At 60.1% G+C, this 25,485-nt stretch carries 16 protein-coding genes; 13 read left to right on the plus strand and 3 right to left on the minus strand.

The window, feature by feature from the left end; translation table 11 throughout:
• Positions 1-2: 2 nt before the first annotated feature.
• From R2N11_RS26440 to R2N11_RS25640, 9 genes are all read left to right on the plus strand, one after another.
• Positions 3-3,815 (plus strand): YadA family autotransporter adhesin, encoded by a 3,813-nt coding sequence (locus tag R2N11_RS26440; protein ID WP_430715480.1) that lies wholly within the window; start codon positions 3-5, stop codon positions 3,813-3,815.
• Between the two features lie 40 nt (positions 3,816-3,855).
• A complete protein-coding gene (locus R2N11_RS25605; protein ID WP_316682881.1) occupies positions 3,856-4,971 on the plus strand; it encodes a DUF2827 domain-containing protein in 1,116 nt (371 codons plus the stop codon).
• A 53-nt stretch (positions 4,972-5,024) separates the two neighbouring features.
• A complete protein-coding gene (locus R2N11_RS25610) occupies positions 5,025-6,137 on the plus strand; it encodes a DUF2827 domain-containing protein (protein WP_316682906.1) in 1,113 nt (370 codons plus the stop codon).
• A gap of 19 nt (positions 6,138-6,156) precedes the next feature.
• Complete coding sequence (locus tag R2N11_RS25615; RefSeq protein WP_316682882.1) at positions 6,157-7,311, plus strand: DUF2827 domain-containing protein; 1,155 nt, start codon at positions 6,157-6,159, stop codon at positions 7,309-7,311.
• Between the two features lie 190 nt (positions 7,312-7,501).
• Positions 7,502-8,197 carry a response regulator transcription factor gene (locus R2N11_RS25620; protein WP_316682883.1) on the plus strand — a complete coding sequence of 232 codons (696 nt, stop codon included), beginning with the start codon at positions 7,502-7,504 and terminating at the stop codon, positions 8,195-8,197.
• Positions 8,198-8,227: 30 nt separating this feature from the next.
• On the plus strand, positions 8,228-8,902 hold the full coding sequence (locus R2N11_RS25625) for a class I SAM-dependent methyltransferase (protein ID WP_316682884.1): 675 nt from the start codon (positions 8,228-8,230) through the stop codon (positions 8,900-8,902).
• A 1,985-nt stretch (positions 8,903-10,887) separates the two neighbouring features.
• Positions 10,888-11,541, plus strand: coding sequence for a hypothetical protein (locus tag R2N11_RS25630; RefSeq protein ID WP_316682885.1), 654 nt, complete (start codon positions 10,888-10,890; stop codon positions 11,539-11,541).
• Positions 11,510-13,555, plus strand: coding sequence for a hypothetical protein (locus tag R2N11_RS25635; protein WP_316682886.1), 2,046 nt, complete (start codon positions 11,510-11,512; stop codon positions 13,553-13,555). The genes R2N11_RS25630 and R2N11_RS25635 overlap by 32 nt, the downstream gene beginning before the upstream one ends.
• 3 nt (positions 13,556-13,558) lie before the next feature.
• Positions 13,559-14,557: an ATP-binding protein gene (locus R2N11_RS25640; protein ID WP_316682887.1), complete on the plus strand. Its 999-nt coding sequence runs from the start codon at positions 13,559-13,561 to the stop codon at positions 14,555-14,557.
• A 1,331-nt stretch (positions 14,558-15,888) separates the two neighbouring features.
• On the opposite strand, the gene R2N11_RS25645 is transcribed toward R2N11_RS25640, so the two are convergent.
• The 3 genes from R2N11_RS25645 to R2N11_RS25655 all read right to left on the minus strand — a co-directional run bounded on the left by R2N11_RS25645 (position 15,889) and on the right by R2N11_RS25655 (position 18,970).
• Positions 15,889-16,821, minus strand: a complete 933-nt coding sequence (locus R2N11_RS25645; RefSeq protein WP_316682888.1) for a site-specific integrase — start codon at positions 16,819-16,821, stop codon at positions 15,889-15,891.
• Positions 16,822-16,967: 146 nt separating this feature from the next.
• The gene (locus tag R2N11_RS25650) at positions 16,968-17,588 is read right to left on the minus strand and encodes a c-type cytochrome (RefSeq protein ID WP_316682889.1); all 621 of its coding nucleotides are present in this window, start codon (positions 17,586-17,588) and stop codon (positions 16,968-16,970) included.
• Positions 17,589-17,626: 38 nt separating this feature from the next.
• A complete protein-coding gene (locus R2N11_RS25655) occupies positions 17,627-18,970 on the minus strand; it encodes a cytochrome C (protein WP_316682890.1) in 1,344 nt (447 codons plus the stop codon).
• A gap of 233 nt (positions 18,971-19,203) precedes the next feature.
• On the opposite strand from R2N11_RS25655, the gene R2N11_RS25660 reads away from it, so the two are divergent.
• The 4 genes from R2N11_RS25660 (at position 19,204) to R2N11_RS25675 (ending at position 25,452) form a co-directional block, all read left to right on the plus strand.
• Positions 19,204-19,692: a hypothetical protein gene (locus R2N11_RS25660; protein ID WP_316682891.1), complete on the plus strand. Its 489-nt coding sequence runs from the start codon at positions 19,204-19,206 to the stop codon at positions 19,690-19,692.
• Positions 19,693-20,000: 308 nt separating this feature from the next.
• Positions 20,001-21,086 (plus strand): efflux RND transporter periplasmic adaptor subunit, encoded by a 1,086-nt coding sequence (locus tag R2N11_RS25665; RefSeq protein WP_316682892.1) that lies wholly within the window; start codon positions 20,001-20,003, stop codon positions 21,084-21,086.
• A complete protein-coding gene (locus R2N11_RS25670) occupies positions 21,086-24,199 on the plus strand; it encodes an efflux RND transporter permease subunit (protein WP_316682893.1) in 3,114 nt (1,037 codons plus the stop codon). Before R2N11_RS25665 ends, R2N11_RS25670 begins: the two co-directional genes overlap by 1 nt.
• Positions 24,196-25,452, plus strand: coding sequence for a TolC family protein (locus R2N11_RS25675; RefSeq protein ID WP_316682894.1), 1,257 nt, complete (start codon positions 24,196-24,198; stop codon positions 25,450-25,452). Before R2N11_RS25670 ends, R2N11_RS25675 begins: the two co-directional genes overlap by 4 nt.
• Positions 25,453-25,485: the final 33 nt, after the last annotated feature.

Genomic DNA, 25,485 nt, shown 5'->3' on the forward strand with positions numbered 1-25,485 from the left:
GCGTGAACTCGCTTTCCACTGGCTTGAGCACCACGAATAGCAACGTCGCATCGCTGAGCACCGGCCTGAGCACGACCAATAGCACGGTGACGTCGCTGTCGACCTCGGCCTCGACCGGCATCAGCACCGCGCAAAGCGGCGTGAACTCGCTTTCCACTGGCTTGAGCACCACGAATAGCAACGTCGCATCGCTGAGCACCGGCCTGAGCACGACCAATAGCACGGTGACGTCGCTGTCGACGTCGGCCTCGACCGGCATCAGCACCGCGCAGAGCGGTGTGAACTCGCTGTCGACGGGTTTGAGCACGACGACTAGCAGCGTCGCATCGCTGAGCACGGGCCTCAGCACAACCAATAGCGCGGTGACGTCGCTGTCGACGGGTTTGAGCACGACGAACAGCAGTGTCGCGTCGCTGTCCACCGGCCTAAGTACAACGAACAGCAATGTTGCTTCGCTGTCGACGGTTCTTGGGAATGCCGTGCAGTACGACGACAGCACGCACACGAAGGTAACGCTGGGTGGTGTTGGAGCCAGCGCACCGGTGACGCTGACGAACGTGGCGGCGGGCGCGGTGAACGCGACGAGTACGGACGCGATCAACGGTAGTCAGTTGGCGTCGCTGTCGACGTCGGCCTCAACCGGGATTAGTACGGCGCAAAGCGGGGTGAACTCGCTGTCGACGGGTTTGAGCACGACCAACAGCACCGTGGTCTCGCTGTCGACCTCGACCTCGACTGGCATCAGCACGGCACAAAGCGGGGTGAACTCGTTGTCGACGGGCTTGAGCACCACCAACAGCAGTGTTGCGTCGCTGAGCACCGGCCTGAGCACGACCAGCAGCACGGTGACCTCGCTGTCGACCTCAGCGTCGACCGGCATCAGTACCGCGCAGAGCGGCGTGAACTCGCTTTCCACCGGTTTGAGCACGACGAACAGCAATGTTGCATCGCTGTCGACGGTTCTCGGGAACGCGGTGCAGTACGACGACAGCACACACGCCAAGGTGACGCTGGGTGGTGTCGGCTCAAGCACACCGGTGACGCTGACAAACGTCGCACCCGGTGCGGTAAACGCGACCAGCACGGACGCGGTCAATGGCAGCCAACTGGCCTCGCTGTCGACCTCGGCATCGACCGGCATCAGCACAGCGCAGAGCGGGGTGAACTCGCTGTCCACCGGACTGAGCACCACCAACAGCAGCGTCGCGTCGCTGAGCACGGGTCTGAGCACGACCGACAGCACCGTTGCATCGCTGTCGACGTCGGCTTCGACTGGGATTAGCACGGCGCAAAGCGGCGTGAACTCGCTTTCGACGGGTTTGAGCACGACGAACAGCAGTGTCGCGTCGCTGAGCACCGGTCTGAGCACGACCGACAGCACGGTTGCATCGCTATCGACCTCAGCGTCGACCGGCATCAGTACCGCGCAGAGCGGCATGAACTCGCTGTCCACCGGACTGAGCACCACCAACAGCAGCGTCGCGTCGCTGAGCACAGGTTTGAGCACGACCAACAGCTCGGTGACGTCGTTGTCGACGTCGGCCTCGACCGGCATCAGCACAGCGCAGAGCGGCGTGAACTCGCTGTCCACCGGCCTGAGCACAACGAACAGCAACGTTGCATCGCTGTCGACGGTGCTCGGGAATACCGTGCAGTACGACGACAGCACGCACACGAAGGTAACCCTGGGTGGTGCCGGATCAAGCACGCCGGTGACGCTGACAAACGTGGCGGCGGGCGCGGTGAGCGCGACCAGCACCGACGCGATCAACGGCAGCCAGTTGGCCTCGCTGTCGACGTCGGCTTCGACTGGCATCAGCACCGCGCAGAGCGGCGTGAACTCACTGTCCACGGGGCTGAGCACGACGAACAGTACCGTCGCATCGTTGTCGACTTCGGCCTCGACCGGCATTAGCACTGCACAGAGTGGGGTGAACTCGCTCTCCACCGGCCTGAGTACGACAAACAGTAATGTCACATCGTTGTCGACGGCGCTCTCGACGGGACTCGGGAATGCCGTGCAGTACGACGACAGCACACACACGAAGGTAACCCTGGGTGGTGCCGGATCAAGCACGCCGGTGACGCTGACAAACGTGGCGGCAGGTGCGGTGAGCGCGACCAGCACGGACGCGGTCAACGGCAGTCAACTGGCCTCGCTGTCGACGTCGGCATCGACTGGGATCAGCACCGCGCAGAGCGGCGTGATCTCGCTGTCGACAGGGTTGAGCACAACGAACAGCAGTGTCGCGTCGCTGAGCACAGGGCTGAGCGCGACGAATAGCGCGGTGTCCTCACTGTCGACCTCGGCCTCGACCGGGATCAGCACTGCACTGAGTGGGGTGACCTCGCTCTCCACCGGCTTGAGCACCACGAATAGCAATGTCACCTCGCTGTCGACGGCGCTCTCGACTGGGCTCGGGAATGCCGTGCAGTACGATGACAGCACGCACACGAAGGTGACGTTGGGCGGCGTTGGGGCCAGCGCACCGGTGACGCTGACGAACGTGGCGGCGGGCGCGGTGAGCGCCACAAGTACGGATGCAGTCAACGGCAGCCAGTTGGCCTCGTTGTCGACGTCGGCTTCGACGGGGATCAGTACCGCGCAGAGCGGGGTGACCTCGTTGTCCACCGGACTGAGTACAACGAACAGCAGTGTCGCATCGCTGAGCACGGGCTTGAGTACGACAAACAACAACGTGATGTCGCTGTCGACTGGGCTGAGCACGACCAACAACAATGTCGCATCGCTGTCGACCGCGCTGTCGAGCGGGCTCGGCAACGCTGTGATGTATGACAACGCGTCGCACAACAGCGTCACCCTCGGTGGGGTGGGGGCAACCGCTCCTGTCCTGCTGACCAACGTTGCTGCTGGAGCGGTGGCGTCTGGCAGTACACAGGCGGTCAACGGCGGCCAGTTGTACAGCTTGTCGACTGCACTCTTCGGTGAGATCGCTTCGCTGTCCACTGGCTTGGGAGCAACGAACTCTCAGGTGACAACGCTGCAGACCGTCGTGAACTCGACGAGTGCGCCCGCTTCTGGATCGGGGGCGCCAGGTGCGGTTGGTGGTACGACGTCTAGCGGCGCGATTCTCACACAAGGGGCTTCTGGGACAGCGGTTACCCAGGTGACGGCTTCCTGCACAAATGCGAGCGGTATCGATTCAACGGCAACCGGGGTATGCGCGCACGCAACGCAAAACGGCTCCACCGCCTACGGTTCAAATGCGCAAGCCACATCTGAGAACACGACGGCAGTCGGCTTCCGTGCCGTGGCCTCTCAGGCTGGTGCCGTAGCCATTGGTTACAACGCCCAAGCGACCGGAGACCCGACGGTTGCCATTGGATACAACGCCACAACCACGGGCAACAACTCGGTTTCAGTTGGCGCCAACGCATCGGCACCTGCGAACAACGCAGTTGCCTTGGGGGCGGGCTCGGTGGCAGACCAGGACAACACCGTATCGGTGGGGGCTCCGGGCGCTGAACGTCGCATCACCAACGTTGCACCGGGCGTCAACGCGACCGACGCCGTCAACATGTCTCAGCTTCAGGGCGTGCAGCAGAACGTCAACAACGTGGCAAAGCAAGCGTACTCCGGCGTTGCCATGGCCGGTGCGTTGGCGGGCTTGCCGCAGGTTGAGCCGGGTAAGACGGCTCAGATTGGTGCCGGTTTCGGAAGCTATGGCGGCTATACCGCGCTGGCTATCGGCGGCAGCGTGCGTGCAGCACAAAACGTGGTGGTCAGGATGGGCGTGAGCGCCACGACATCTGGTCGCACCATGGTCAATGGAGGCGTGGGGTACTCATGGTAACTGCCCAATCTCGGGAGCCTTGTTTGTTGTGCGAGCGGACATGCGAGGCCTGAATATCGGAATCACCATCGGCCTTCGCGAGCCAGGCGAGAGTCTGTGGGTCAACGGCATCAAGCAGAACGCCTTGTTTCTCGCGAAGGTGTTGATGAAGTCCGCTCGTGGCCATCAGGTGACGTTGGTCAATACGACTGCAGTGCCTGTGACGAGCGCGCTGTCCTGGAGTCTGGCCGAGTTCGATACACGCCCCTTCGTGGAAATGAAGGACGCACTTGATGTGCTGATCGAACTCGGCGGCCAGATTGATGCCGAGCAAACCGCATATTTGAAGGCGCGTGGCGTCAAGATCGTCAGTTACGTCTGCGGCGTGGAGTACATCCATGTCACCGAGTCAGTGCTGTTCGGCCGTCGGATGTGGGACACGCTGTTCGTCAACAGAGGGTATGACGAGGTTTGGGCGATTCCGCAGGTGGCCAAGTCATCACTGCCATTTTTGCAGTCGCTGCGTCGTTGTCCGGGCCGCGTCGTTCCGTTTGTGTGGGATCCCATGTTCCTGACGGAGCGCACCCGTGCGCTGCCGGCGCACGGCGAGTACCGGCCGAGCGGGAAATGCGGCAAGCGACTGACCGTGATGGAGCCCAATCACGATGTCGTGAAGTGCTGCTTGTATCCGATGCTGATCATTGATGAGGTCTATCGCCGAGCCCCAGATTCGATCGCGTTCACGCACGTGACGAATGGGGATCACCTTGCGCATGCGAGTCCTGAGTTCGCGATGCTGATGAACTATCTGGAGATAGTTCGCGCTGGAAAGGCGAGTTTTGTTGGGCGATTCGACACGCCAACGTTTCTGTCGGAACTGACAGACGTGGTTGTCTCTCATCAGTGGGAGAACCCGCTCAACTACTTCTACTTTGATGTCTGCTGGCAGGGCTATCCCCTCGTGCACAACGCAAGCCTTGCCCAGGACATTGGTTACTACTACCCAGACAACGATGTGCAGAAGGCAGCGGATCAGCTCGTGATCGCGCTGGAAGATCACGACGAGGACTGGGAGCACTACACGCGGCAACAGCGGCAACTGCTGCGCCGGTTCACGTCGGAGAATTCGGTGGTCGTTTCCGAGTACGACGCACTCATCGATCACCTGTTTCGATAGCGGTATGGCCTGAGCGGGGTTGCCGGGCAAGGGAAGGGTATTTCAAAAAAAAAATAGACAACGACAGGCTTCGAGTTGGCATCTCGCTATTTGCGCGAGATGGCCAGAGCATCTGGGAAAACGGGATCCACCAGAACATCGCCTTTCTCGCCATGATGCTGAGTCGATCAAACCAGGTTGGCGAGATCTATTTCCTGAATGGCGGCGATGCGCAGTCGCTGCCGGCTGGGCTGGATCTTGGCGGGCTCAATGTGCCACTCGTCAATCCGCGCGATGTCACGCACGAGCTTGACGTCGTCATCGAGATGGGCGCGCAGCTACCCGTTGAGTGGCTCAAGCAGATGAAGGCGCTTGGCAAGAAGCTGGTCGCGTTCTTTGTAGGGCATCCCTATGCGGCGTTGTGCGAGACCCCTATTTTTGAAAGACCGTCCGGACATATTTTCAACGGCGGCCCGTTTGACGAAATCTGGTTATTGCCGCAATACGAGAAGACCTCGAAAGCGCTACTGCAGACGCTAATGCGTGCACCTGTTTATGTGATGCCGCACATCTGGTCTCCATACTTTCTGGAGCGGCGCATTGCGCAACTTGCCAACGACGGCATCACATTCGGCTATCAACCCGGGCGCGGGAAGTGGCGTCTGTCGACGCTGGAGCCGAACATTTCAGTGGCGAAGACCTGCCACTATCCGATGCTGGTTTGCGAGGAGTTCTTTCGCGCAAAGCCAGAAGCGGTTGAGCACCTGTTCGTCGTCAATGCCTTGCACTTGAAGGAGCACCCGACCTTCCTGTACTTCGCCAATAGCTTGAATCTTGTCAGGCAGCACAAGGCAACGTTCGAGCAGCGAATCGACTTGCCGGGCTTCTTGTCACAACACGCTGATGTCGTTGTTTCACATCAATGGGAAAACGCACAGAACTATTTGTACTACGACGTACTGCATGGCGGCTATCCGCTCATTCACAACTCGCCAATGCTTGGCGATGCCGGGTACTACTACCCAGGCTTTGATTCTGAAGCGGGTGGGCGGGCGCTCCTGGATGCCTGGCAGCAGCACGATCTGCAGCTTGATCGCTATCAGGCAAGCGCCAATGCCTTGCTGAGATCCGTAGCGATCGACAATCCCGCAAACCTTGACGCATTCACTAGGCGTCTTCTCGCCTGATTCCCTTTAGAGAGGACGTATGTCGATATCGAACACTCTTGACGTATCCGTTGGCAACAAGCGGCTGGTTGTTGGGGTCTCGCTGTTTGTGCGAGGGACTGGCCAGTCGTTGTGGGAGAACGGCATTTTCCAGAACTGCTTGCTCTTGATCCTTCTGCTGCGGCAATCGCCGATCGTGGCCGAGGCCGTCATGGTGAGCGGTGGCGGGAGTGTGGCTGACCCACGGATGATGCTTGACGAGTGGAGTGTCCCGTTGCTCACGCAAGACGAGACCATGCAGCGCTGCGACGTGGTGATTGAAATGAGTGCGCAGTTCAGCATCGAGTGGATCACGGCATTCCGCCAGCGCGGGGGGAAGGTCGTGACGATGCGCGTCGGTAACGACTACGTGATCGATATCGAGCGCGCCATCTTCAACAAGCCGTCTGGCTTCCTGTTCTCTGGTGCGGCTTACGATGGCGTATGGACGATCCCGGAATTCGAGCATTCCTGTTTGCACTATTACCAAACCGGATTGCGCTCGCCTGTGACGGTCATGCCGCATCTGTGGCACCCCGTGTTGTTCGATAAAGCGCGAGCCACCTTGGGAGCGGGTCTATCGTTCGGCTATCAGCCAGGCAAATCACGTTGGCGTGTCGCCATGTTCGAGCCAAACATCTGCATGGTGAAGACCAGCTTCATCCCCATGCTTGTTGCCGAGGAGGCGTATCGCGCCAAGCCAGATTTTCTCGAGTGCGTGCGGGTGTGCAACACGCTGCATATGAAGGATCACACGACGTTCGTGCACTTCTCCAGAAGCTTGGACATTGTCACGCATGGGTTGACGACATTCGAGGGCCGATTTGCCGTCTACGAGTTCATGGCGGCGCATGGTGATGCGGTGGTCTCCCACACGTGGGAAAACGCGCAGAACTATCTCTACTATGAGCTGCTGTATGGCGGTTACCCATTGATTCATAACTCGCCATACCTTGGGAAAGCAGGCTATTTCTACCCTGACTTTGATTGTCAGGCAGGGGGCAGGGCGCTGCTGGATGCATTCTCCAAGCACGATGAGAATTTTGATGCGTATTGCGATGAAGCTGCGCACATTCTCGATGCGGTGAGTATCGACAACCCAAAAAATATCACCGCGTATACGGAAGCAATCCTGCATCTCTATCGGCGAGGGTAGAGAGGATGGTGTTCCTAGGCCGCCCGCATGACGACTCGGATAGCCCCCGACGTAACGATTGTTTTTTGAGTTTTTCATCCACCGTCCGATAACCTTCCAAAGACCAGTGATCTATCAATGGTTGGGGCGGACGGATGAGCCTTTTCGTCCTTAGGAGTTCCGGTCATTCGTTACCAAGCCAATGTCAAGCATGAAAGTCGCTTCTATTGAAGATGATCCGGCGCAGGCTGCTTTGATAAAGAAGATCATTGAATCCGCCGGGCACGAGTGCGAGAGCTTCCGCGACGGGGTGTCGATCATTCGCGCGCTTCGGAGTCAAATCTTCGATCTCTTTATCCTGGATAGGAATTTGCCGGATATTGACGGCCAGGAATTGGTGCAGTGGATACGGAATACAGTGGGGTCAAGCGCTCCGATTATCTTTGTCACGTCGTATATTTCGGAGTCCTTTGTGGTTGGGGCGCTAGACGCCGGCGCTGATGACTACATACCGAAGCCAATCAGAGAAAGTGAGCTGGTGGCAAGAGTCAGCGCGCTGCTGCGCCGATCGTATCCATCATCGCGGCTTGACAGTGCCATCCTTCAGATCGATCCGTTCAGTCTGGATGCCAAAACGAAGACTGCGATGTTGCACGGGAAAGATGTTGGGTTGGCGCCCCGTGAGTTCGACGTCGCAATGTACTTGTTCAAAAATATCGGGCAGCTGGTGCCAAGGGATGCCATCGAGAAGGCAGTTTGGGGGCGCGTAATTGGGCCGGACTCGAGAACACTGGATACACATGTCTCGCGAGTCAGAATGAAGCTAGGGGTAAGACAGGAGAATGGCGTACGACTGATTAATGTTTACTCTCACGGATTTCGGCTGGTAAGGGTAGGTGAGGAGTAGCGCAGTTTTTCAAAGGAACATAGTGAAAAAATGAAAGATACACGTGCCGAATTTTTCTCGAATGTTTATCAGAACAATTTGTGGGGTAGCGGACAGAGTCGGTCCGGTGAGGGTTCGGAACTGGCGTGGACTGGCGACTTGGTTGAGAGGCTTCCGGCCTTGCTGCGCACATACGGCGTGCGGCGCCTGCTGGATGTGCCGTGTGGCGACTTCCACTGGATGCAGACAGTTGACCTAGATGGTGTGGAGTACGTCGGCGGCGATATCGTGCCGCAGATCGTGGCGGTAAATCGGGAGCGATATGCCTCAGCCAGCCGCAGCTTTATCGAGTTGGACATTGTTGCGGATGCTCTGCCATCGGCTGACATGATTTTCGTGCGGGACTGCTTTATCCATTTCAATAATGCCTTGGTGATGGAGGCGCTGCGCAACATTGCTCGCAGTGATATCCGGTATTTATGTGTCACCCATGATCTGAACGCGGCACGCTATCCAAACGGACACAACATCGAACTGGATCGCGCGCAGGCGGGCGTTAATTTTGAGTACCGACCGATTCACTTCGAGCTGCCACCGTACTCGTTTCCGCCTCCCGTTGCTGCGTTAAAGGATGGTGATAACTGGGCCGAGTGGGCTGGTGTCAAGACGATGGCCGTATGGGATGTGGCCACGATGAGGACGGCGCTATCTGCGCTAGGACGTTAGAGGACAACGCTGGGTTGAGGCATTGAAGAGTTGAAGCATCGAAAGTTTGTGGATAGTGTTCGACGGAAGCAAATTCCGTCACATTTTCCTCCCGCTAAGTCCTTGATTATTCGGTGAGAGTCGAAAGCGTGCGCTGTTTTTGCTTACAACCAAGCTGGTAGCAATTGCAGCGACGTTTTGTCCGGTGGAAGCAAAGCTAGCGAACCGCCGACCGATGAAAGGAATTGCAGCGACGATCTGACCAATCACTTGATGCAATAACCCATCGTCGGCCAAGCACATCCTGTGCGGCGGTAATGACACGTTTTCGCTTTGCGTGTACTCACGCCACGTAGCGCGCGGTGATAAACACAGACTCTTCGTCGGTAGGCGGCGGGCACCATCCCGCCATCAAGCGATCAATGAACTCGTATCGGATATCTTCAGATCGCGCGGTGGAGGTGAGCCGGCTCAATAGCCCGTGGGCGTGCAAATCCTCCTGTGCCTCCGTGAGCTCTGCTTCATTGGTAACGCGAAGGCGGAGCGTCGAGAACCACTCCCCATAGAAAATTGCCAACTGCTTCCAACACTGGTCTGCAGCGGGTCCCGCGCACGTCATGTAGCGGCGCCATCTTTCGGATGCCATAGCCTCGTAGGTGAGTGCGTAGCTAGGGAGGTCTCCGCGAGCTTGGGCGAGCCTTAGGCAAAACAGCGCAACATTGAGTCCAGCCCATGTTCTGTCTGGCGAGCCAATCGGTTCAAGCAGGCGATCGACGTACTGCCTGGCACTTTGCTCCGAACGAGCTGGAAACTCTGGGATGGGGATGCCCATGGCACTTACTGGCCCTCGCCATGACACCACCGCGTCGACCGTTACACGCCCAATCGCGGACAAGGCCCAGAGCGGCATTGAAAGGACTCGAGACGCTTCACTTGTTCTTTGCGTGAGTCGCTCCAGCCACACTTTTGAAACGGGATCCCCTCGTGTGAGCGCTCGCGGCAAATCTAGCCGGCCGTAGCAGAGTTTTTCCCACCACCTGCTTCGCTCGCTCGGCACAAATGCACTTCCCATCAGCTGTTTCTCAACGGCATACGGAGTCCAGACACCGAGCGTTTCGCAGGCGATGTCAAACACGAGCCGACTTTGGTAGTGCCTCAAATGTCGATTCCCACGCGCGGCGCATTGGATGCCGTGCAATGGAAAGCGTGTGAGTTCAACGTAACACCCGGGTGGAGGATCGCATTGAACTGGAGAGAACGCATACATCGTTCGTTGGCAGTCGTCTAGGGCGATTTGCTGCTGATAAATATGCCTTGCGAGCGCACTGCCGCGCAACCATCGTGAGGAAGCGTTATCCGTTGTTTTGCGTTTCTTTCGATTTCCATCGGTTCTCGTCCATGTCCAACTCGGCTAGGCCCGTTGACGTGCGCCTTGAGTCATATCTTTTGGGGCAGCACGGACCTCTCATGCACGGAAGAAGTCTTTGGCGAGCGTTGGGCTACGTATCCGCTCAGGCATTTCGGAAAGCGGTCCGGCTGGGAACCGTGCCTGTAAGTACTTTCACGATAGAAAGACGTCGCGGGCGATTTGCTAAGACTTGCGAGGTGGCTCAGTGGATAGCAACGCTGGACGTCGCAGCCCCCAATTCGCTGCCTGAACAGGAGGAAAGCATGCCGCCTGGCTGAAGAAGAACGGAGGGAAAGAAAAGGAAACGCCCCAGTGCGCGAACACTGGGGCGTCTCACCTTAGACTGCGGCCTTCGTCAACTTTGCTCGCTGACGTTTCTAAAGTCTCTGCGCCTTTTCGCCAACTGTCAAGTTGGCGGGCGTTCTCGCGCCTATACACCTCCCCGAAGACTCAAGGTCAATTCGCCCGCCGGGGCGCATTGTGGCCGACGGTGTACTGCCCGCAATCAGGACCGTACACCGTCGCACCAAGCATTCGGTCCCACGCTCGCTGTATTTAGCCAGGAGCGTGTCTGACGACGTTTGTCGAGGAGGGAAGCATGTGGTCCAGTCGTGAACATGGGCATGGAGGCTTACGTGGGCGATACGTCGATTTCCGTGGCGGGGTATTGCGCTGCATTGACCCGTTGCGGCACACGCACGTGGCGTTCGCTACAGAGTTGCACTTTGATAACTGGCTGTTGCACTGGGCAGAGCCAGGTGTTCGTCGTCTTCTGCCTCATAGCGAGCGCTTGACATGCCTCTACCGAGGCCATCAGTTGAGTCTTTCCCCAGACCTACTGCTGGAGCGTAACGGCATTGAAATTCAGATCGTAAACGCTCGTGAGACTCTGGCGAGCCAAGCCAGAGCACGCACGCTCGAATACGTTGCGTGCGCACACGAGTTCAGCTGGTCTGTTAGAACTTCTGAACTGATTCGCGGCAGGCCGATTCTCCTCTCGAATCTTGATCACCTGCGGCAATGTGCGGCAATTCACGCTGACGATCGTGCCCTATGGGTCAGCCGAACCATCGCGACTTTCCTGCTGTCCACCGCCACGACGACGCGTGGCGAAGTCCGCGAGCGCATTCATCAAGAGATACCGGACACGCTTGTTGACGCAGTTCTCATCCGACTGCATGCGACGGGCGTGCTCACAATCCAACTGGAGGAAGCTCGCTATGGCCAGAGCACCATCATTCTCCGCAAATGAGTTTGGGCGGCGCCGTATCCCCGAATGCTATCGATCAATTGAATCGTGGCCGAGCGTTGACGATCAACTTCTCAAGGATTTGGCAACTCGCCGCCGCTATCAGCGGCTGAGCAAGGGCATTGAGCTCTATTTGCATCAGCAGACATTGGCGTGTGTAGAAGAGGCAACCGGGTTATCACGTTCGCGATTCCTGCGGATCTTCAATCGATGTCTGGAGCCCGCACCCGATGGTCGGATCTGGGGACTGAGGGCGTGCATAAGAGGGGCGCGAACGCAACCTCTCCGCCGTATCAAGGCCATCGAATACCACGGTGATGCGCGTGCTGGATTTCAAGGTGCCTTCAACAAGCTGCTTCGCGAGCATCCGAAAATTGAGGAGCGACTGACTGAGGAGTTGAAGGGGGCGGGAAAGGAGAAAGCGCAGCCGAATCGGCTGCACTTCCGTGAAGTTCGGAAAGCGTTCTTGCGTATTACTGAAGAGTTGGGTATTCCGAAGACCGAGTACCCATTCAACACAAAAGCGAGAGGGGCGCGTGCACTGCGTCGATGGCTCAACGAGGTTTTCATTCCACGTCACAGGACGCGTTGGGCCAAGCGTGAATATGGGCCGAACGCTGCGCAGTCACTTGACTATCAAGAGGGACGTGGGCAGGCAAAGCGATTACCCACGCCGTACGAGGCATGGGAGATCGACGAGAACACTATTGATCTGGAGGCTGTCTATGAAATTCCAAACGCAAGCGGGGACTGGGACGAGATCGAGTTGCAACGTGCGTTCGTTATTCGGGCGGTTGATGTCGCGACCGGCGCTAAGCTGGCGAATCGTCTTGTTCTCGCGCAACAGGCCTCAGCTGAAGATGTCGCCGTTCTGCTGTGGGATGCCATCAGCGGTGTCACGTTCGGGGCCGATGCCACCGCAGCCGGCTTGCTCGATAACGGTGCAGGTTATCCAGCGGCGATGATCCCTGCTTTGTGCTTTGCGGTACCGCGAATCATCTATCTTGACAATGCGCTAGCGCACCTCGCCGATCACGTGAATCACCTTATCAAGGATCTGTGGGGAGCCAAAGTCAAATTGGGGCGCCCAGGAACACCACAAGAGCGACCACACATCGAAGCGGACTTCTCAGTACAGGCGAGACAGTTGATCCACCAATTGCCAGGCACCACCGGGTCGGGCCCAGAGGACCCCCTGAGAAAGTCTGCTGCGGTTGGTATCAAAGACCGCGTGCCAGTCCACTGGCTAGCCAAGGCACTCGATTGCTATTGCGCCAATGCCAATGCCTTACCAGCCGCAGCGGCCGGCTACATTGCGCCGCTCGAGCGGCTCAAGCGCAGTCTGGCAAGCGGTGCACTTGCTCCAGTTTACTTACCCGCCGATAGACGGCGCCCCCACTGGTTCAGCAAGCCATGCCCGGTGACGGTAAAGGTGGATCTCCGTAACGGGCGGGGTCCGTACATCAACTATCTATACGTGCGATACAGCAGCGATATTTTGGCTCGTCAGATCGGACTTAGAGACAAGCTGATGTGGGCCCGAGCAGACTTTAGAGACTTGCGTACGGTGCTGTTGTTTGATGGTGATGGCAGGGAATTCGACACACTTCACGCCCAGGGAAAATGGGGGAAATTTCCTCATGACGTGCGTATTCGCAAGCTTCACGCTCGACTTAAGCGAGAGGGGGAGCTCGGCCCGCGAGCCAATGACGAGCCGCTCGCGTGTCTTCTTGCGTGCCTAAGAAAGCGATCACCTCATAGTCGTAAAGCTGCGCTGGAGCTCGCATATTTGCTCGAGTACCTGAAAGTGTATGGAGTTGCCGATTGGAGGCTCGATACAGATAAGTCGATTGACTATTTGGAGGCTGGCGAAAGCGTAGCGCTGCTTCCGGTCAACACAACGTCCTCAGGGGCGGCGCCGCAGCTCGGGATGTCGCCCAACATGGACGAGCCTGATGAGCAGGATCTGTTCACAGACCGGCCTATTCCTCGCCGCATTGTTTTTCCTAGGGGGTAGAAGATGAGCTCCACGCCCCCTGAGCCTGAGTACAGCGCGATTGAGCAAGATGCATTGGCGGATGCGATTGTTTGGACTCCTGCTATCGAGAGGATGGTCCGCGTAGTTGCCAAGTGGGTGCGGCTTGATACGCCAGGAGGCGTGGTTTTTGGAAAACAGAGGATCGGGAAGAGTTCCGCCTGCGCTTACCTAGGCGAGGTCTTGCAATCCGCTATTGGTTATCCAGTGGCGACCCTGAACTGGACCATGCCGATGAATGACTCCACCCGCGAGCGCGAGTTTACGCAGGAGCGCATGCAGCAGTCAGGATGTATTGCTGTGACACATCGAGATGTTGCTGTCTTGCGCGGCAGGCTCTACGACCACATTGAGCAGCTGGCGGATTCTGTGTGCGCGAGACGGGTCGTCGTGATCATTGATGAGGCACAGGTGCTCGCACAGCAGCACTATGGATACTTAATCCATTGCTTCAACGAGCTCGTTCATCGACAACTTCGGCCGTTCTTCTTGCTCGTTGGTCAACCCGAGCTTGATACTGTCAATCGGTATTGGAATGAAAGTAAGCGTCATCAGATTGTGGGGCGTTTTCACGTTCATCAGCATCATTTCAGAGCAGTCGCAGTGTCGGAGTTCGATGCTGTCTTGGCAGAGTTGGATCGGCCTGTCTCCGCCGACGGGCCGAGCCCTTCCGCTCTTCACTTGCCGGTCGCATACGCGGCTGGCTGGCGGCTAGCAGATATGGCTCCTGTCTTGAGGGACGCGCTGACCCTGGCAAAGAGTCAGCACAACCTCACGGAGGACATCTACATGCCGATGCAGTATTTGCGTTCCACAGTGCTTGCATTTCTGTATCGAGAGGCGGAAGGTCGACTAGATCCCCGAGAGGCATCTCCTACGCTGATGCTCCGCTGTCTGCGGGATGCAGGATTTCTGGGCGTGATTGCGTACTACGCAGAAGCTGCTTGCACGGATGAAACGATGCAGCCAGGGGAGGCGCCGTGAAACCAATTGTCCAAAGGAGACGCCAAGCGGCGGCAACCCCTACCTATGTGAACGGTACCGAAGAGTCGCTATACGCCAAGTGGTCGCGGGCCTGTCTTGAACTCCGTCCAGTGTGGCGCGAACTACGGGAGATTCTCGGTGTATTGCCACTTGGGCGAAGCGTATTCGGGCCTCCATTTCTTCCTGGAGATCGTGACGACCGCTATAGCGGGCTTATTGCTGCGCTTGGCATCGACCCAACAACATTCGCGTACTCAGCCGGTAAAGACCTCTTTCTACATGGCGACAGTGGTACGTTAGCCCGTCGAACGTTGAGGTATTGTCCGCGCTGCATTGCGCATGGGTATCACGCTACGCTGTTTCAGCATGTGGCACTCGAGAAATGCCCTTTGCATGACGTCCCACTCCTCGGTATCTGCACGCTTTGCGGATATGCCTTTAAGCCAACGTGGGAGTCGGTCGCTCGCCATCCATTTGCGTGCTCGTGTTGTGGCCATCTCCTGCTCCGAACCGTCGTAGATCCTCGGCGAGACATTGAGGTTCGATTGGTTGAGCTTATGGTCGCAGAGCGCAGGCGCCTGTTGGATTTCGATAGTAAGAACACATCGCACTTTCGTGCTCCACTGGTCTCAATGCCCTCGAACGAACTCGATGCCAGGTTGCGCCGTGGAGTGCTGCGCCATGCGCTGTGGACAGGATCAACGCTTCCAGGTTGGAATGTAGGTCGTACGTCCCATATCTATCTGCCGCGCGAAAAGGACATTTCAGCCCACTGGGAGGTGGATGCAGCAACTTCGGCCACCATCCTGACAACGCTGAGGAAGTTGAGGGGACTCTGCCGTGATAGAGAGACCGACATTGCGCGAGTGGCATTCCATTTAGATAGCCTTCAGAGTGGCTTACGCATGCAGGTGCCCGCTTGCGCTACGGCAGCAGCGTACTGCAAGACTGCGTACCTCTACGGCGTGAACCCGTTAAGCGGCTTAACCGACCCCGATGCGAGAAGAGAGATCGAGATCGGAGAGGACAACTACCCACGGTTGGTTCTGAGGAGTTGTCGTGTCCCATACAGCCTCCAGGCGAATCGAATAGTCGCCGAGCTCGAAGTGCTGGGCCTATTCTGCCTTGTTCTCAAGCAGGTAGCGTCCTCAAAGAGGGTGGTCGAGATCGCCTGGAGTGACTGTCCTGAGGCGGAAGCATTCTGCCCGGCGTGGAGTCTCGATAGCAAACGAGTTAACTTCTCGGTCCGCCATCGTGCCACCTGGCGTCTTGTGAATTGGATGATTCAGCGCTATTCATGGACTGCACTGCGCCCCTGAATAGACATGCAGTTAGCCGGCCAACGCAGTCTCGATGCGACGTTGCGCAAACAGGTCAGTCGTGTCGATGTAGCGCATGGCTGACCGCACGTCTTTCCAGCCTACGTACTCCATCAGCATCTTGAGATCCCACTGGTTGCTGTTCGCCCAGGTCGCGAAGCCACGACGTAGAGAGTGGCTGCTGTAGCGATCCGCCTGGGGCAACCCCGCTTTTTGAAACAAGGCCCGCAGCAACGGCACAATGCTGTTGGCTTGCAGCCCCTCGCCGGCCATGCAGCCCCACCGATCAATCCGCCGAAACACCGCCCCCTGTACCAGGCCCGATGCGACCAGCCACGCCTCATATGCCGCCACTGGGCACAGCCGCGACAAGGCCGGCGCCTTGTAGGTTGTGCCTACGTGATTGCGGTCCGTTTTGGAACGTGGCAGGAAGATCGTCATGCCGCGACCGGGCTCTACGGTGATGTGCTCGACCTGCAGTCTGCTCAACTCGTCCGAGCGGAAGCCCCGCCAGAAGCCGATCAGCACCAGCGCTTTGTCGCGCGTGTGAACCTGCAGCGCACGAGTTTCTCCGTCAGCCGCCTCGATCTGTTGATCTAACCAGGCCACCAACTGCTCAAGCTGGGTCAAGTGCAGCGGCTTGGCTCGCCGCTCCTGCGCAGGGTGCAGCGCCTGAATGCCCTTGAGCACCTTGCGCACATGGGGCGCGCGCGTGGGATCCGGGAAACCCTGCGCAAGATGCCACTGCGCGAGTGCGGCCAACCGCTGGCGCAGCGTATTGATCGAAAGTGTCTGGGCGTAATCGGCCAAGTAACGCGCGACGCTGTCAGCGCTCGCCGGCAGGAACCCACTCCACTCAACCTCGAAATGGCGAACGGCCGACTGGTAGCTGCGCCGCGTGTTGTCGCGGGTGGCGGCCTCCAGGTACTGATCGATATCTATCATTGCGTCATTGAGCGAATGCTGTCGGCCAGTATTGTCGCTGTTTGTCCGGACAGATGCGAACAGGCGCTCGCGCCATGCGCAGCGCACCGCTGCGGTGAATCCTCACGTTGCCTTGATGGTGTCAGTGGTTTCGCGGTGGCGCTCTACTACTGTGCCTGCAGGAAAGTGGCCACCGCCTTCGCTTGTTCATCGTTCAGTGTATGCGCGACGGCGCTCATCACCGGTGCGTTGCCGCGCGCGCCGCTTCGGAAGTGGGTGATTTGCCGCTCCAAATAGGCCTCATGCTGGCCCGCCAACCGCGGGAACGTGTCCTGTCCTTCAGCATGCTGGCCGTGGCAGGACGCGCATGCCGGCACGCCTTCGGACGGAAGGCCATGCTCGAAAATTTCCTTGCCTCTGGCCAGCAGTGCAGGATCGCCGCTGGCGCCGGCGGGTGCAGTCTGATGCGCGTAGTAATCTGCCAGCGATGTGATGGTCTTGTCATCGAGTTGTGAGGCAATACCCCACATGAAGCTCTGCGCGTCGGTTTCGCCGCGCGCATGGTTGCGGAATCCCTTGAGCTGTGCCTCCAGATAGTTCGGCACCTGCGCGTCCAGGCGCGGGAACATCGGCGATTCGCTCTTGCCGTGCACGCCATGGCAGGACGAGCACAACTGCGCAGCGAGCTTTTCGCCGTCCTGCGCGCCGGCTGCGCCTGACCAACCGATGGCTACCAGGGCCGCCAAACCACCAAGCCAAATCCGCCCGGGTTGATGGGACCTCTTCATCGTGTTCTCCCCCTCGCATCTCTGCGTTGATACGGCTGCTAGAACATGAACCAGCCGAGCAGAAAGATCATGTTGTTGTCGCTCGCGTTTCTGCCGTTGCCGTCGTAGTTCGTATGCGCCCCGTTGAACTTGGTGTACCAGGTGTATTGCAGTGCCAGTTTGATCTGCGGGTGTGGCAGGTAGTCCAGTTCAAAGATCAGGCCCTGCGTATCGGGTCGCCCGTTGGCGCTGCCGGTGACGGGTGCCGGGGCGTAGAGGCCGGGGTCTGCGTTGCCCGTCGTCGAGAAGTAGGCAAGCGTGGCGCCGTACTTGCGCTGGTAGTAGTACGAGGCCTTGGCCTTGAAGGTATCCAGGTGATCGGTTGCGTTGGCGGGTGTCGGGCCTGCGCCGATGCCGCCGCTCGGGAAGCTGGCGCGCCAGTTCTGCTGTTCGTGAATCCACGCCAGCTGCGCCGTGAAGGCGTGCGTCATGGTCAGGTACTGGTACTGGCCGTCGAGGGCAAAGTCGCGGAAGCGGTCGGTGGGCGTGCCGGGCATGGTGTTGTCGGGATACCGGTTGGCCAGGAGGCCGAAGGTGCCGAACATGATCGAATGCGCGCCCCATTCCTGGTTGTAGGCGATGCGCCAATACGGATTTGCGCCGCTGAGGCGCGCGACGCCGCCCGGGGTGGCAGTGTCCTGTCCCGCCCGGAACACAGAGAACGCCTGATCGGCGGTGCGGTAGGCCCCGAGTTCGGCGTACACGTGGCGTTGCCAGAACGCGTAGGCACTGGCGCCGACCACCTGCTGAGCGAGTCCGCCGTCGATCAGCGTACTTGCCGCAGGCGGCACCCCGATGTTGGGCGCAGCGTACGGATAGCCAAATGCCGGACTGGTATTCCAAACATCGGACACCGTTGGGTTGTTGTTGACGGTGATGCCGTAGATGAAATCGACCTCTTCCCGCGTCAGGTGCCAAGCAGCGCGAATGTCGGTGTTGTCCAGTGCGCTGTGGTGGGCGATGCCGTCATACGTCCACTGCGCGAAGGCACCTACTGGGCCATAGATGCGGCCAGCATAGAAGAGGCTGGCCTGCTGCGGGACGGTGTCGCCATTGCGGACGAAGTCGAAGTCCTGCTGGTCGATGGTGCGTGTGTTGGTGCGCGAGATCTGCACCATACCCGAGAGCGGGATGGTGTCGTTGTTTTTCAGCGTGTAGCCGGTCATCTTGAAGAACCGGCCGAATGGGGTCAGTTCGGGAAAGCTGACGTGACAGGCCATGCAAGCCATACCGGTTTGGCGCGCAAAGGCAGGTACCGCGCCTGCTTCGCTGGACCATGCCACGAGACCGCCAATCGTCAGCAGCGCCGCGAGTGCATTGAGCACAACAATGAAACGTCGCATGGTGCTCCTCCCCATTGTTCTTGGTTTTCACCAGCACGTTCAAACATGAAAGTCGTTGGGGGCGATGCTGTCAATCTGCTGACGAGATCAAGCTGATGCAGATCAAAGATAATCGAGAGGGGCTTAGGGGGATCTCTTCGAGGAGAGGTTCGGTTGCCTTTGCGCGATGCCGGTTGTACGTTTGCGTACGCCTTGGTGCGACTGTCTCCCGTCAGTACATCCAACGAGATGCCATGCGCTACAATGCGCGCATGTCACGTGCAACCCCAAGCATCTCGCTTCGGGCTGTGTTGCTGCTTCTTATCGTGTTGCTGCAGCTGCTGAGCCCGCTCCTGCACGGCCATTTCGGAATTCCGAAACAGACTGGCCTGCACGTGCACACCGCGCTTTCTGGCGCGGTTGATTCTCATTTTCAATCCCTCGGATATTCCTATCATCGAGCCTCCCCGAACGAGGAGGATGCTCTCGGTCGTGAACTGGCGCTGACGAGCAGGGAACCCTTTGAGGTCGATGTCGAGCCCGCGATCGGTCCATCGGATCTCGCCGCGTTTCTTTGGGCTGCTGCGGGGCCTGGGTTATCGGCACTCACCTTTCTTCTGCTGGCAGCGCTTGCCTGTTCTGCCATATCGCGCCCTGTCTTTCGGCCAGCACCAATTCGCGCGCGCTGGCGCGATCGCATCAACCGACCTCCTCCAGCGCAGGCTCCCCCACTGGCCTGCTGATCCTCAGCAGGCGGACGGCACTCGCGTCACGGTGCAGCAGAACACTTGTTTCGTTGATCTGCAACAGCCCCATCACGCCCACCGTAGCGATCATGAATTCGTTAGGAGCATCGGCTTCTGACCCATCACGTTCGCTCGACGCCACAAGGCGGTAGCTGCATTGCTATTCGCTGGCCATCCACTGCTCCCAAATTCTTGTTCGCATCACCTGGAAATACCCAGCCGCAGTCGGTCCTTATACCGCTTCGGGATGCGACGCAGTTAGAGGATGACGCTGACAGCGTTGCCTTCGTGGATTGGAGTCAAGCATGTTTCTCAAACGAATTCTGGTGGTTGGCGCATCGATTGCACTGACTGCATTTCCTTTGCGTTGGGCTACTGCTCAACCGGGGGCACGGGCAGCGTCTCTGTCGGCTGAGCAGGCGCGCGCACTGGGTGTGCGCTTTAGTTTGGTCGCAGCTTCTGGGGGCTTGGAAGTCGGCACCCACGCACGTGTCGTCTTCAAGCCGGATGCGCAATATCTGGTGGCGGCTCCGTACGCGGGCGTGGTGCCTCGCGTGCTGGTGTCACTCGGGCAGACCGTCCGCCCGAGTCAACCGCTGGCGAGTTTCCTGAGCCCGCAGCTCTTTGAAGCGAGCCGCGCGCTCACGGAGGCCAACTCGCAGGCGCGTTTGGCGCAGCAATCGCTCGCCCGTGACAAGGCGCTCTTTGACGACGGCATCATCGCCGGGAGCCGCTGGCAGGCAACGCAGGCGCGGGCCGCTGAAGCCAACGCCATGGCCAAGGCGCGCCGGGCCGAACTGGCTTCCGCAGGCATCGCATTCGCTAGTGCGGGCGGTGAAGCGCAACTGATTGCGAATCATGGCGGCGTGGTGTCGGAGGTCAACGCTGTTCCGGGGGCTCGAGTTGAAGCAGCCGCGCCGCTTTTCCGGATCGTTGACCCGGCTGCGCTGGAGCTGGACCTGCTGGTTGGCCGCGATGTGCCCGTGCCAACCATAGGCGACCGCATCGAGATCGTGCCGCGCGGTGCAAGCGGTACGGTCATTGGCGTTGCGCCTTCGGGTGACGGTACGGCAGGGGTGCATGTGCGGGCGTCGCTGGAGCGCCGTGGCGACCTGCGCGCCGGCGAGAGCGTCAACGTCACGCTCAAGCTGCGCGGCTCTACCGGCGCGGGCGCCTCGGGACTGGTGCGGGTTCCGGCGGCCGCGTTGGCCTACGTGTCCGGCGTTCCGGGCGTGTTTGTCGCCACCGACAAAGGCTTCCGCTTCCAGGAGGTCGCAGTTGCCAGTACGGATGACGCCGTCGCTGTCCTGCGCGCCAATCTGCCTACAGGGACACGCGTAGCGGTTGCGGGCGTCGGTGCACTCAAGGGCTTGCTGGCGGGAGAACAGTGATGCTGCCCCGCCTGATTGAGTTTTCTTTGCGCCAGCGTGTGCTGGTGCTGATCGCGGCCGGCGTGCTTGCTGCCGCTGGCGTCTGGGCTTACCTGAACCTGCCGATTGATGCGTTTCCCGATATCTCGCCGACGCAGGTCAAGGTCGTGCTCAAGGTGCCGGGCATGACGCCGGAAGAAGTCGAGCAGCGTGTCTCGACACCCATCGAGCAGGAACTGCTCGGCCTTCCGCATAAGACGATCGTGCGCTCGGTGTCCAAATACGGCATCAGCGACGTGACGGTCGATTTTGAAGAGGGTGTGGACGTCTACTGGGCACGCCAGCAAGTGTCGGAGCGCCTGGCAGGTCTTGCCCGCGACCTGCCGTCGACAGCCGTGGGCGGCCTAGCGCCGATCACCACGCCGCTGGGCGAGATGTTCATGTTCACCGTGGAGGGCGACGGCTACTCGCTGGCGGAGCGGCGCCGAGTGCTGGACTGGGTCATCCGGCCGGCGTTGCGCACCGTTCCTGGCGTGGCCGATGTCAACGTATTGGGTGGCGAGGTCCGCAGCTATGAGGTAACGCCCGATCCGGCACGCTTGCGTGCACGGGGGGTGACGCTGGAGCAGCTGCGCCAGGCGCTGGATGCCAACAATCGCAACGATGGTGCGGGCCGGCTTGATCGCGGTGACGAGCACTGGGTGGTCCGCGTGGAAGGCGGCGTGCGCGGGCTCGACGATCTGCGAGCGATTGTCGTGGTGCCAGCGCAGAGTCCGGCGTCCAACCCTGCCGTCACCGTGGGCGATGTGGCCACCGTGCAGCTGGGTGAGGCGACCCGCAACGGCGCTGTCAGCAAGGATGGCAACGGTGAGGTAGTCGAAGGGCTGGTGCTGGGCCTGCGCGGCAGCGATGCCCGCAAGCTGGTCGAGGCGGTACAGGAACGGTTGGACACGCTTGGCCCTCAACTGCCCAAGGGCATGTCGGCACACGTGTTCTACAACCGTGGCGAGCTGGTGACACGCGCAGCCAACACGGTGGTGCGTGCGCTGATTGAAGCCAGCGTGTTGGTGGTCATCACGCTGTACCTGTTCCTGGGCGGTGTGCGGGCGGCGCTGGTGGTGGCTGCCACGCTGCCGCTGTCGATGCTGGCGACCTTCCTGCTGATGCGCTACGTGGGCCTGACCGCCAACCTGATGAGCCTGGGTGGACTGGCCATTGCTCTGGGCATGCTGGTGGATGCGGCGGTCGTTGTGGTGGAGAACATTGAGACCGCCATGGCGCGTGCCCAAGACCACAAGACCGATCCAGCGCTGCGCGGGGCCGTGATCCGTCACGCAGTGGCTACCGTTGCGGTGCCGATGCTCTCCGGCGTTTCCATCATCGCCATCGTGTTCCTGCCGCTGTTGTCATTGCAGGGGCTGGAGGGCAAGTTGTTCGGGCCGGTGGCGCTGACCATCGTGCTGGCACTGGCCTCGTCTGTGGTGATCGCCTTTACGGTCGTGCCGGCGTTGGCCTCCATGCTGCTGCTCGCGCATGCGGATGAGGCGCCTTGGCTGATGCGCAAGGTGGCGGGTGGCTTTGCCCGCCTGCAGGCCTGGACCACGGCGCGCCGCCGCATCGTGTTTGGCGTGGCGGGGGTGGCGCTTGTCGTGGCCGTGGTGCTGTACATGTCAGTCGGCAAGACGTTCATGCCGACCATGGACGAAGGCGATCTGATTGTGCAGTTGCAAAAGGCGCCGTCTGTTTCCCTGGCAGCATCGCTGGACCTGGACCAACGCGTGCAGCAAGCGCTGCTCAAAGAGGTGCCCGAGATCCGCTCCATCGTGGCGCGCTCCGGCTCCGACGACCTGGGCCTGGACCCGATGGGTCTGAATGAGACCGACACCTTCCTGGTGCTCAAGCCCAAGGACCAGTGGCGCGGCAACAAGGAGGACATCGCGACAGCCATTCGTCACGTGATGGAGCGCTTTCCCGGCGTGATCTATGGCTTCACGCAGCCGATCGAGATGCGCGTGTCGGAGATGCTGACCGGTACGCGCGGGGATATCGCCATCAAGCTCTTCGGCAGCGATCTCGCCGCTATTGACGCGGCCGCACAGGCCATTGCTGCCAAGGTGCGCTCCATCCGTGGCGCCGCCGAGGTGATCGCGCCCAGCAACAGTGGTGTGCAGTACCTGAAGGTCTCGCTGGATCGCGCGGCAGTCGGCCACGCTGGCTTTACCGGAGATGCCCTGCAAACGCAGTTGCGAGCCCTGATCGAAGGTGACCGGATTGGCGTAGTGCCCGAAGGCATTGTGCGTACACCGCTGATCCTGCGCGGCGGAGCGGGCCTGCGCCAAGCGCCGGAGAACCTCACCGGCCTCCTGGTGACGGCGCCAGATGGCAAAGCTTGGCCGCTCTCGTCTCTGGCCCGCATCGAACGCGTGGACGGGCCGGTGCGCATCAACCATGAAGACGGAGCCCGGTTTGCTGTGATCCAGGCCAACGTTGAAGGCCGGGATCTGGCCGGTTTTGTGCAGGAAGCACAGGGTGCGGTTGGCAGCATCAGCACGCTGCCGAAAGGACTGCGTGTTGTCTGGGGCGGCCAGTTCGAGAATCAGCAACGTGCGGCGGCGCGTCTAGCACTGGTCGTGCCGCTGGCCTTGGGCGCCATCTTTCTGCTGCTGATGCTCACGTTCCGCTCGGTGCGGCAGGCGGTGCTGGTCGTCGCCAACATTCCGTTTGCCCTCGTAGGCGGCATCGCCGCGCTGCGGATATCGGGCGAGTACCTGTCGGTGCCGGCCTCCGTCGGCTTTATCGCGCTGCTCGGGATCGCGGTGCTCAATGGTGTGGTGCTGGTCTCGCACTTCAACACCTTGCTGGAGTCGGGCTCGAGCATGGCGGAAACCGTGCGTGTGGGCGTGCAAGACCGCCTGCGGCCGGTGCTGATGACAGCCTGCATTACCGCACTGGGGATGATTCCGCTGCTATTGGCCAGCGGGCCAGGGTCGGAGATTCAACGCCCGCTGGCGATCGTAGTGTCGGGCGGGTTGCTTTCTTCGACGGCACTGACGCTGCTCCTGCTCCCCTTGCTGTTTGAACGCTTTGGTATGCCCCGGGCCCGGACGGCCGATGGGCAGGGAGATTCGCGATGAGGTTGGACATGTTTCGCTTCGCATTGGCCGGAGCCAGCGCGATGCTGCTGTGCTGCGTCGCAGCACAGGCACAGAACACGCCGGGCTATCTCCCCGCTGAAAGCTCGGTGCGTGAGGCGGTCGCGCAATCGCCCGAGGTGATGGCGGCCGAAGCCCGCCGCGATGCTACGTTGGCCCGTGCTGAAGGTATTCGAGCAGGGACGGCCGAGACTGTGGTGAAGGCGATAGGACAGGGGCGTCAGGTCCGAGATCCGTCTGAGCGACATGCCGAAGGGCAGATCGCCGTGGAGCGGCCGTTGAGGCTGTGGGGCAAGGCTCAAGCCGATGGCCAGCTTGCTGATGCGGCGGCCGAGGCTGGCCAACTTGCGGTGAAGGACGCACGCCACGAAGCATCGCGGCAGATCCTCTCGCTGTGGTTTACTGCTGTGCGGGCTGGGCAAGCACGCCAGGCCGCTCAGGAGAATGCCCGGGCTGCGGCCGAGTTGGCGACGCTGACGGCCCGCCGGGTCCAGTTGGGTGACGCTTCGCGCTTGGACGGTGAACTGGCAGCAGCTGATCAGGCTCGCATGCAAGCCGCACTGGCGACGGCTGCTGCAGCCGAACAGGCCGCGCAGGCGGAACTGCAGGCCCGTTTTCCGGGGTTGCCCCGGCCCATGATGGCCGCTGACACCGCGCTGCCTGTGTTGCCGCAGGACCCACCGGAACGATTGCGCACGCAGTACATACAGGACAGCCACGAGTACCGGCTTGCCATGGCGGAAGAGGCGCAGGCACAGCAGATGGCCAAGCGTGCAGATCTGGAGCGCCGGCCCGATCCCACCGTCGGCATGTTCGTATCGGTGGAGCGTGGTGGTGCGGAACGCATCATGGGAGTGAGCGTGGCGATGCCGCTTGGCTCGGCGCATCGCCGTACTGCCGCAGTGGCGGCCGCGGCCGATGCGGAAGCTGCAGCTCGCCGCAGACTCGGTGCAGAACGACGCCTGGGTGCGGAATTCGACGTGCTCTATCGTGACCTGCAAGGCAAAGGAGGAGCCGCGCAGGCACAGATCGAAGCGGCTACGTTACAGAGACGCGCAGCCGACCGCGCCACCCGCGCGTTTCGCGCCGGCGAGTCCGGCTTGACCGAGCTGTTGGTGGCACGCCGCAGCCTTGCCGACGCAGTGTTGGCCGAGCGGCTCGCTCGGGTGAACGTACTGGAGGCGGACAGCCGGCTCCAGCTGGATCTGCATCGCATGTGGGATTTCGATGACTGATCTTGAGCAACGCCTTACATGCCCCATGAATAG

The organism is Ralstonia flaminis, from assembly GCF_958415495.1.
Lineage (GTDB): Bacteria > Pseudomonadota > Gammaproteobacteria > Burkholderiales > Burkholderiaceae > Ralstonia > Ralstonia flaminis.

Excerpts from the sequence above, each read along its gene's own strand:
- R2N11_RS25660 (WP_316682891.1), top strand. The coding sequence starts at position 19,204 with ATGCGCTACAATGCGCGCATGTCACGTGCAACCCCAAGCATCTCGCTT.
- R2N11_RS25650 (WP_316682889.1), bottom strand. The coding sequence starts at position 17,588 with ATGAAGAGGTCCCATCAACCCGGGCGGATTTGGCTTGGTGGTTTGGCG.
- R2N11_RS25640 (WP_316682887.1), top strand. The coding sequence starts at position 13,559 with ATGAGCTCCACGCCCCCTGAGCCTGAGTACAGCGCGATTGAGCAAGAT.
- R2N11_RS25655 (WP_316682890.1), bottom strand. The coding sequence starts at position 18,970 with ATGCGACGTTTCATTGTTGTGCTCAATGCACTCGCGGCGCTGCTGACG.
- R2N11_RS25615 (WP_316682882.1), top strand. The coding sequence starts at position 6,157 with ATGTCGATATCGAACACTCTTGACGTATCCGTTGGCAACAAGCGGCTG.
- R2N11_RS25645 (WP_316682888.1), bottom strand. The coding sequence starts at position 16,821 with ATGATAGATATCGATCAGTACCTGGAGGCCGCCACCCGCGACAACACG.
- R2N11_RS25630 (WP_316682885.1), top strand. The coding sequence starts at position 10,888 with ATGTGGTCCAGTCGTGAACATGGGCATGGAGGCTTACGTGGGCGATAC.
- R2N11_RS25625 (WP_316682884.1), top strand. The coding sequence starts at position 8,228 with ATGAAAGATACACGTGCCGAATTTTTCTCGAATGTTTATCAGAACAAT.
- R2N11_RS25635 (WP_316682886.1), top strand. The coding sequence starts at position 11,510 with ATGGCCAGAGCACCATCATTCTCCGCAAATGAGTTTGGGCGGCGCCGT.
- R2N11_RS25605 (WP_316682881.1), top strand. The coding sequence starts at position 3,856 with ATGCGAGGCCTGAATATCGGAATCACCATCGGCCTTCGCGAGCCAGGC.
- R2N11_RS25670 (WP_316682893.1), top strand. The coding sequence starts at position 21,086 with ATGCTGCCCCGCCTGATTGAGTTTTCTTTGCGCCAGCGTGTGCTGGTG.
- R2N11_RS25665 (WP_316682892.1), top strand. The coding sequence starts at position 20,001 with ATGTTTCTCAAACGAATTCTGGTGGTTGGCGCATCGATTGCACTGACT.
- R2N11_RS25620 (WP_316682883.1), top strand. The coding sequence starts at position 7,502 with ATGAAAGTCGCTTCTATTGAAGATGATCCGGCGCAGGCTGCTTTGATA.
- R2N11_RS25675 (WP_316682894.1), top strand. The coding sequence starts at position 24,196 with ATGAGGTTGGACATGTTTCGCTTCGCATTGGCCGGAGCCAGCGCGATG.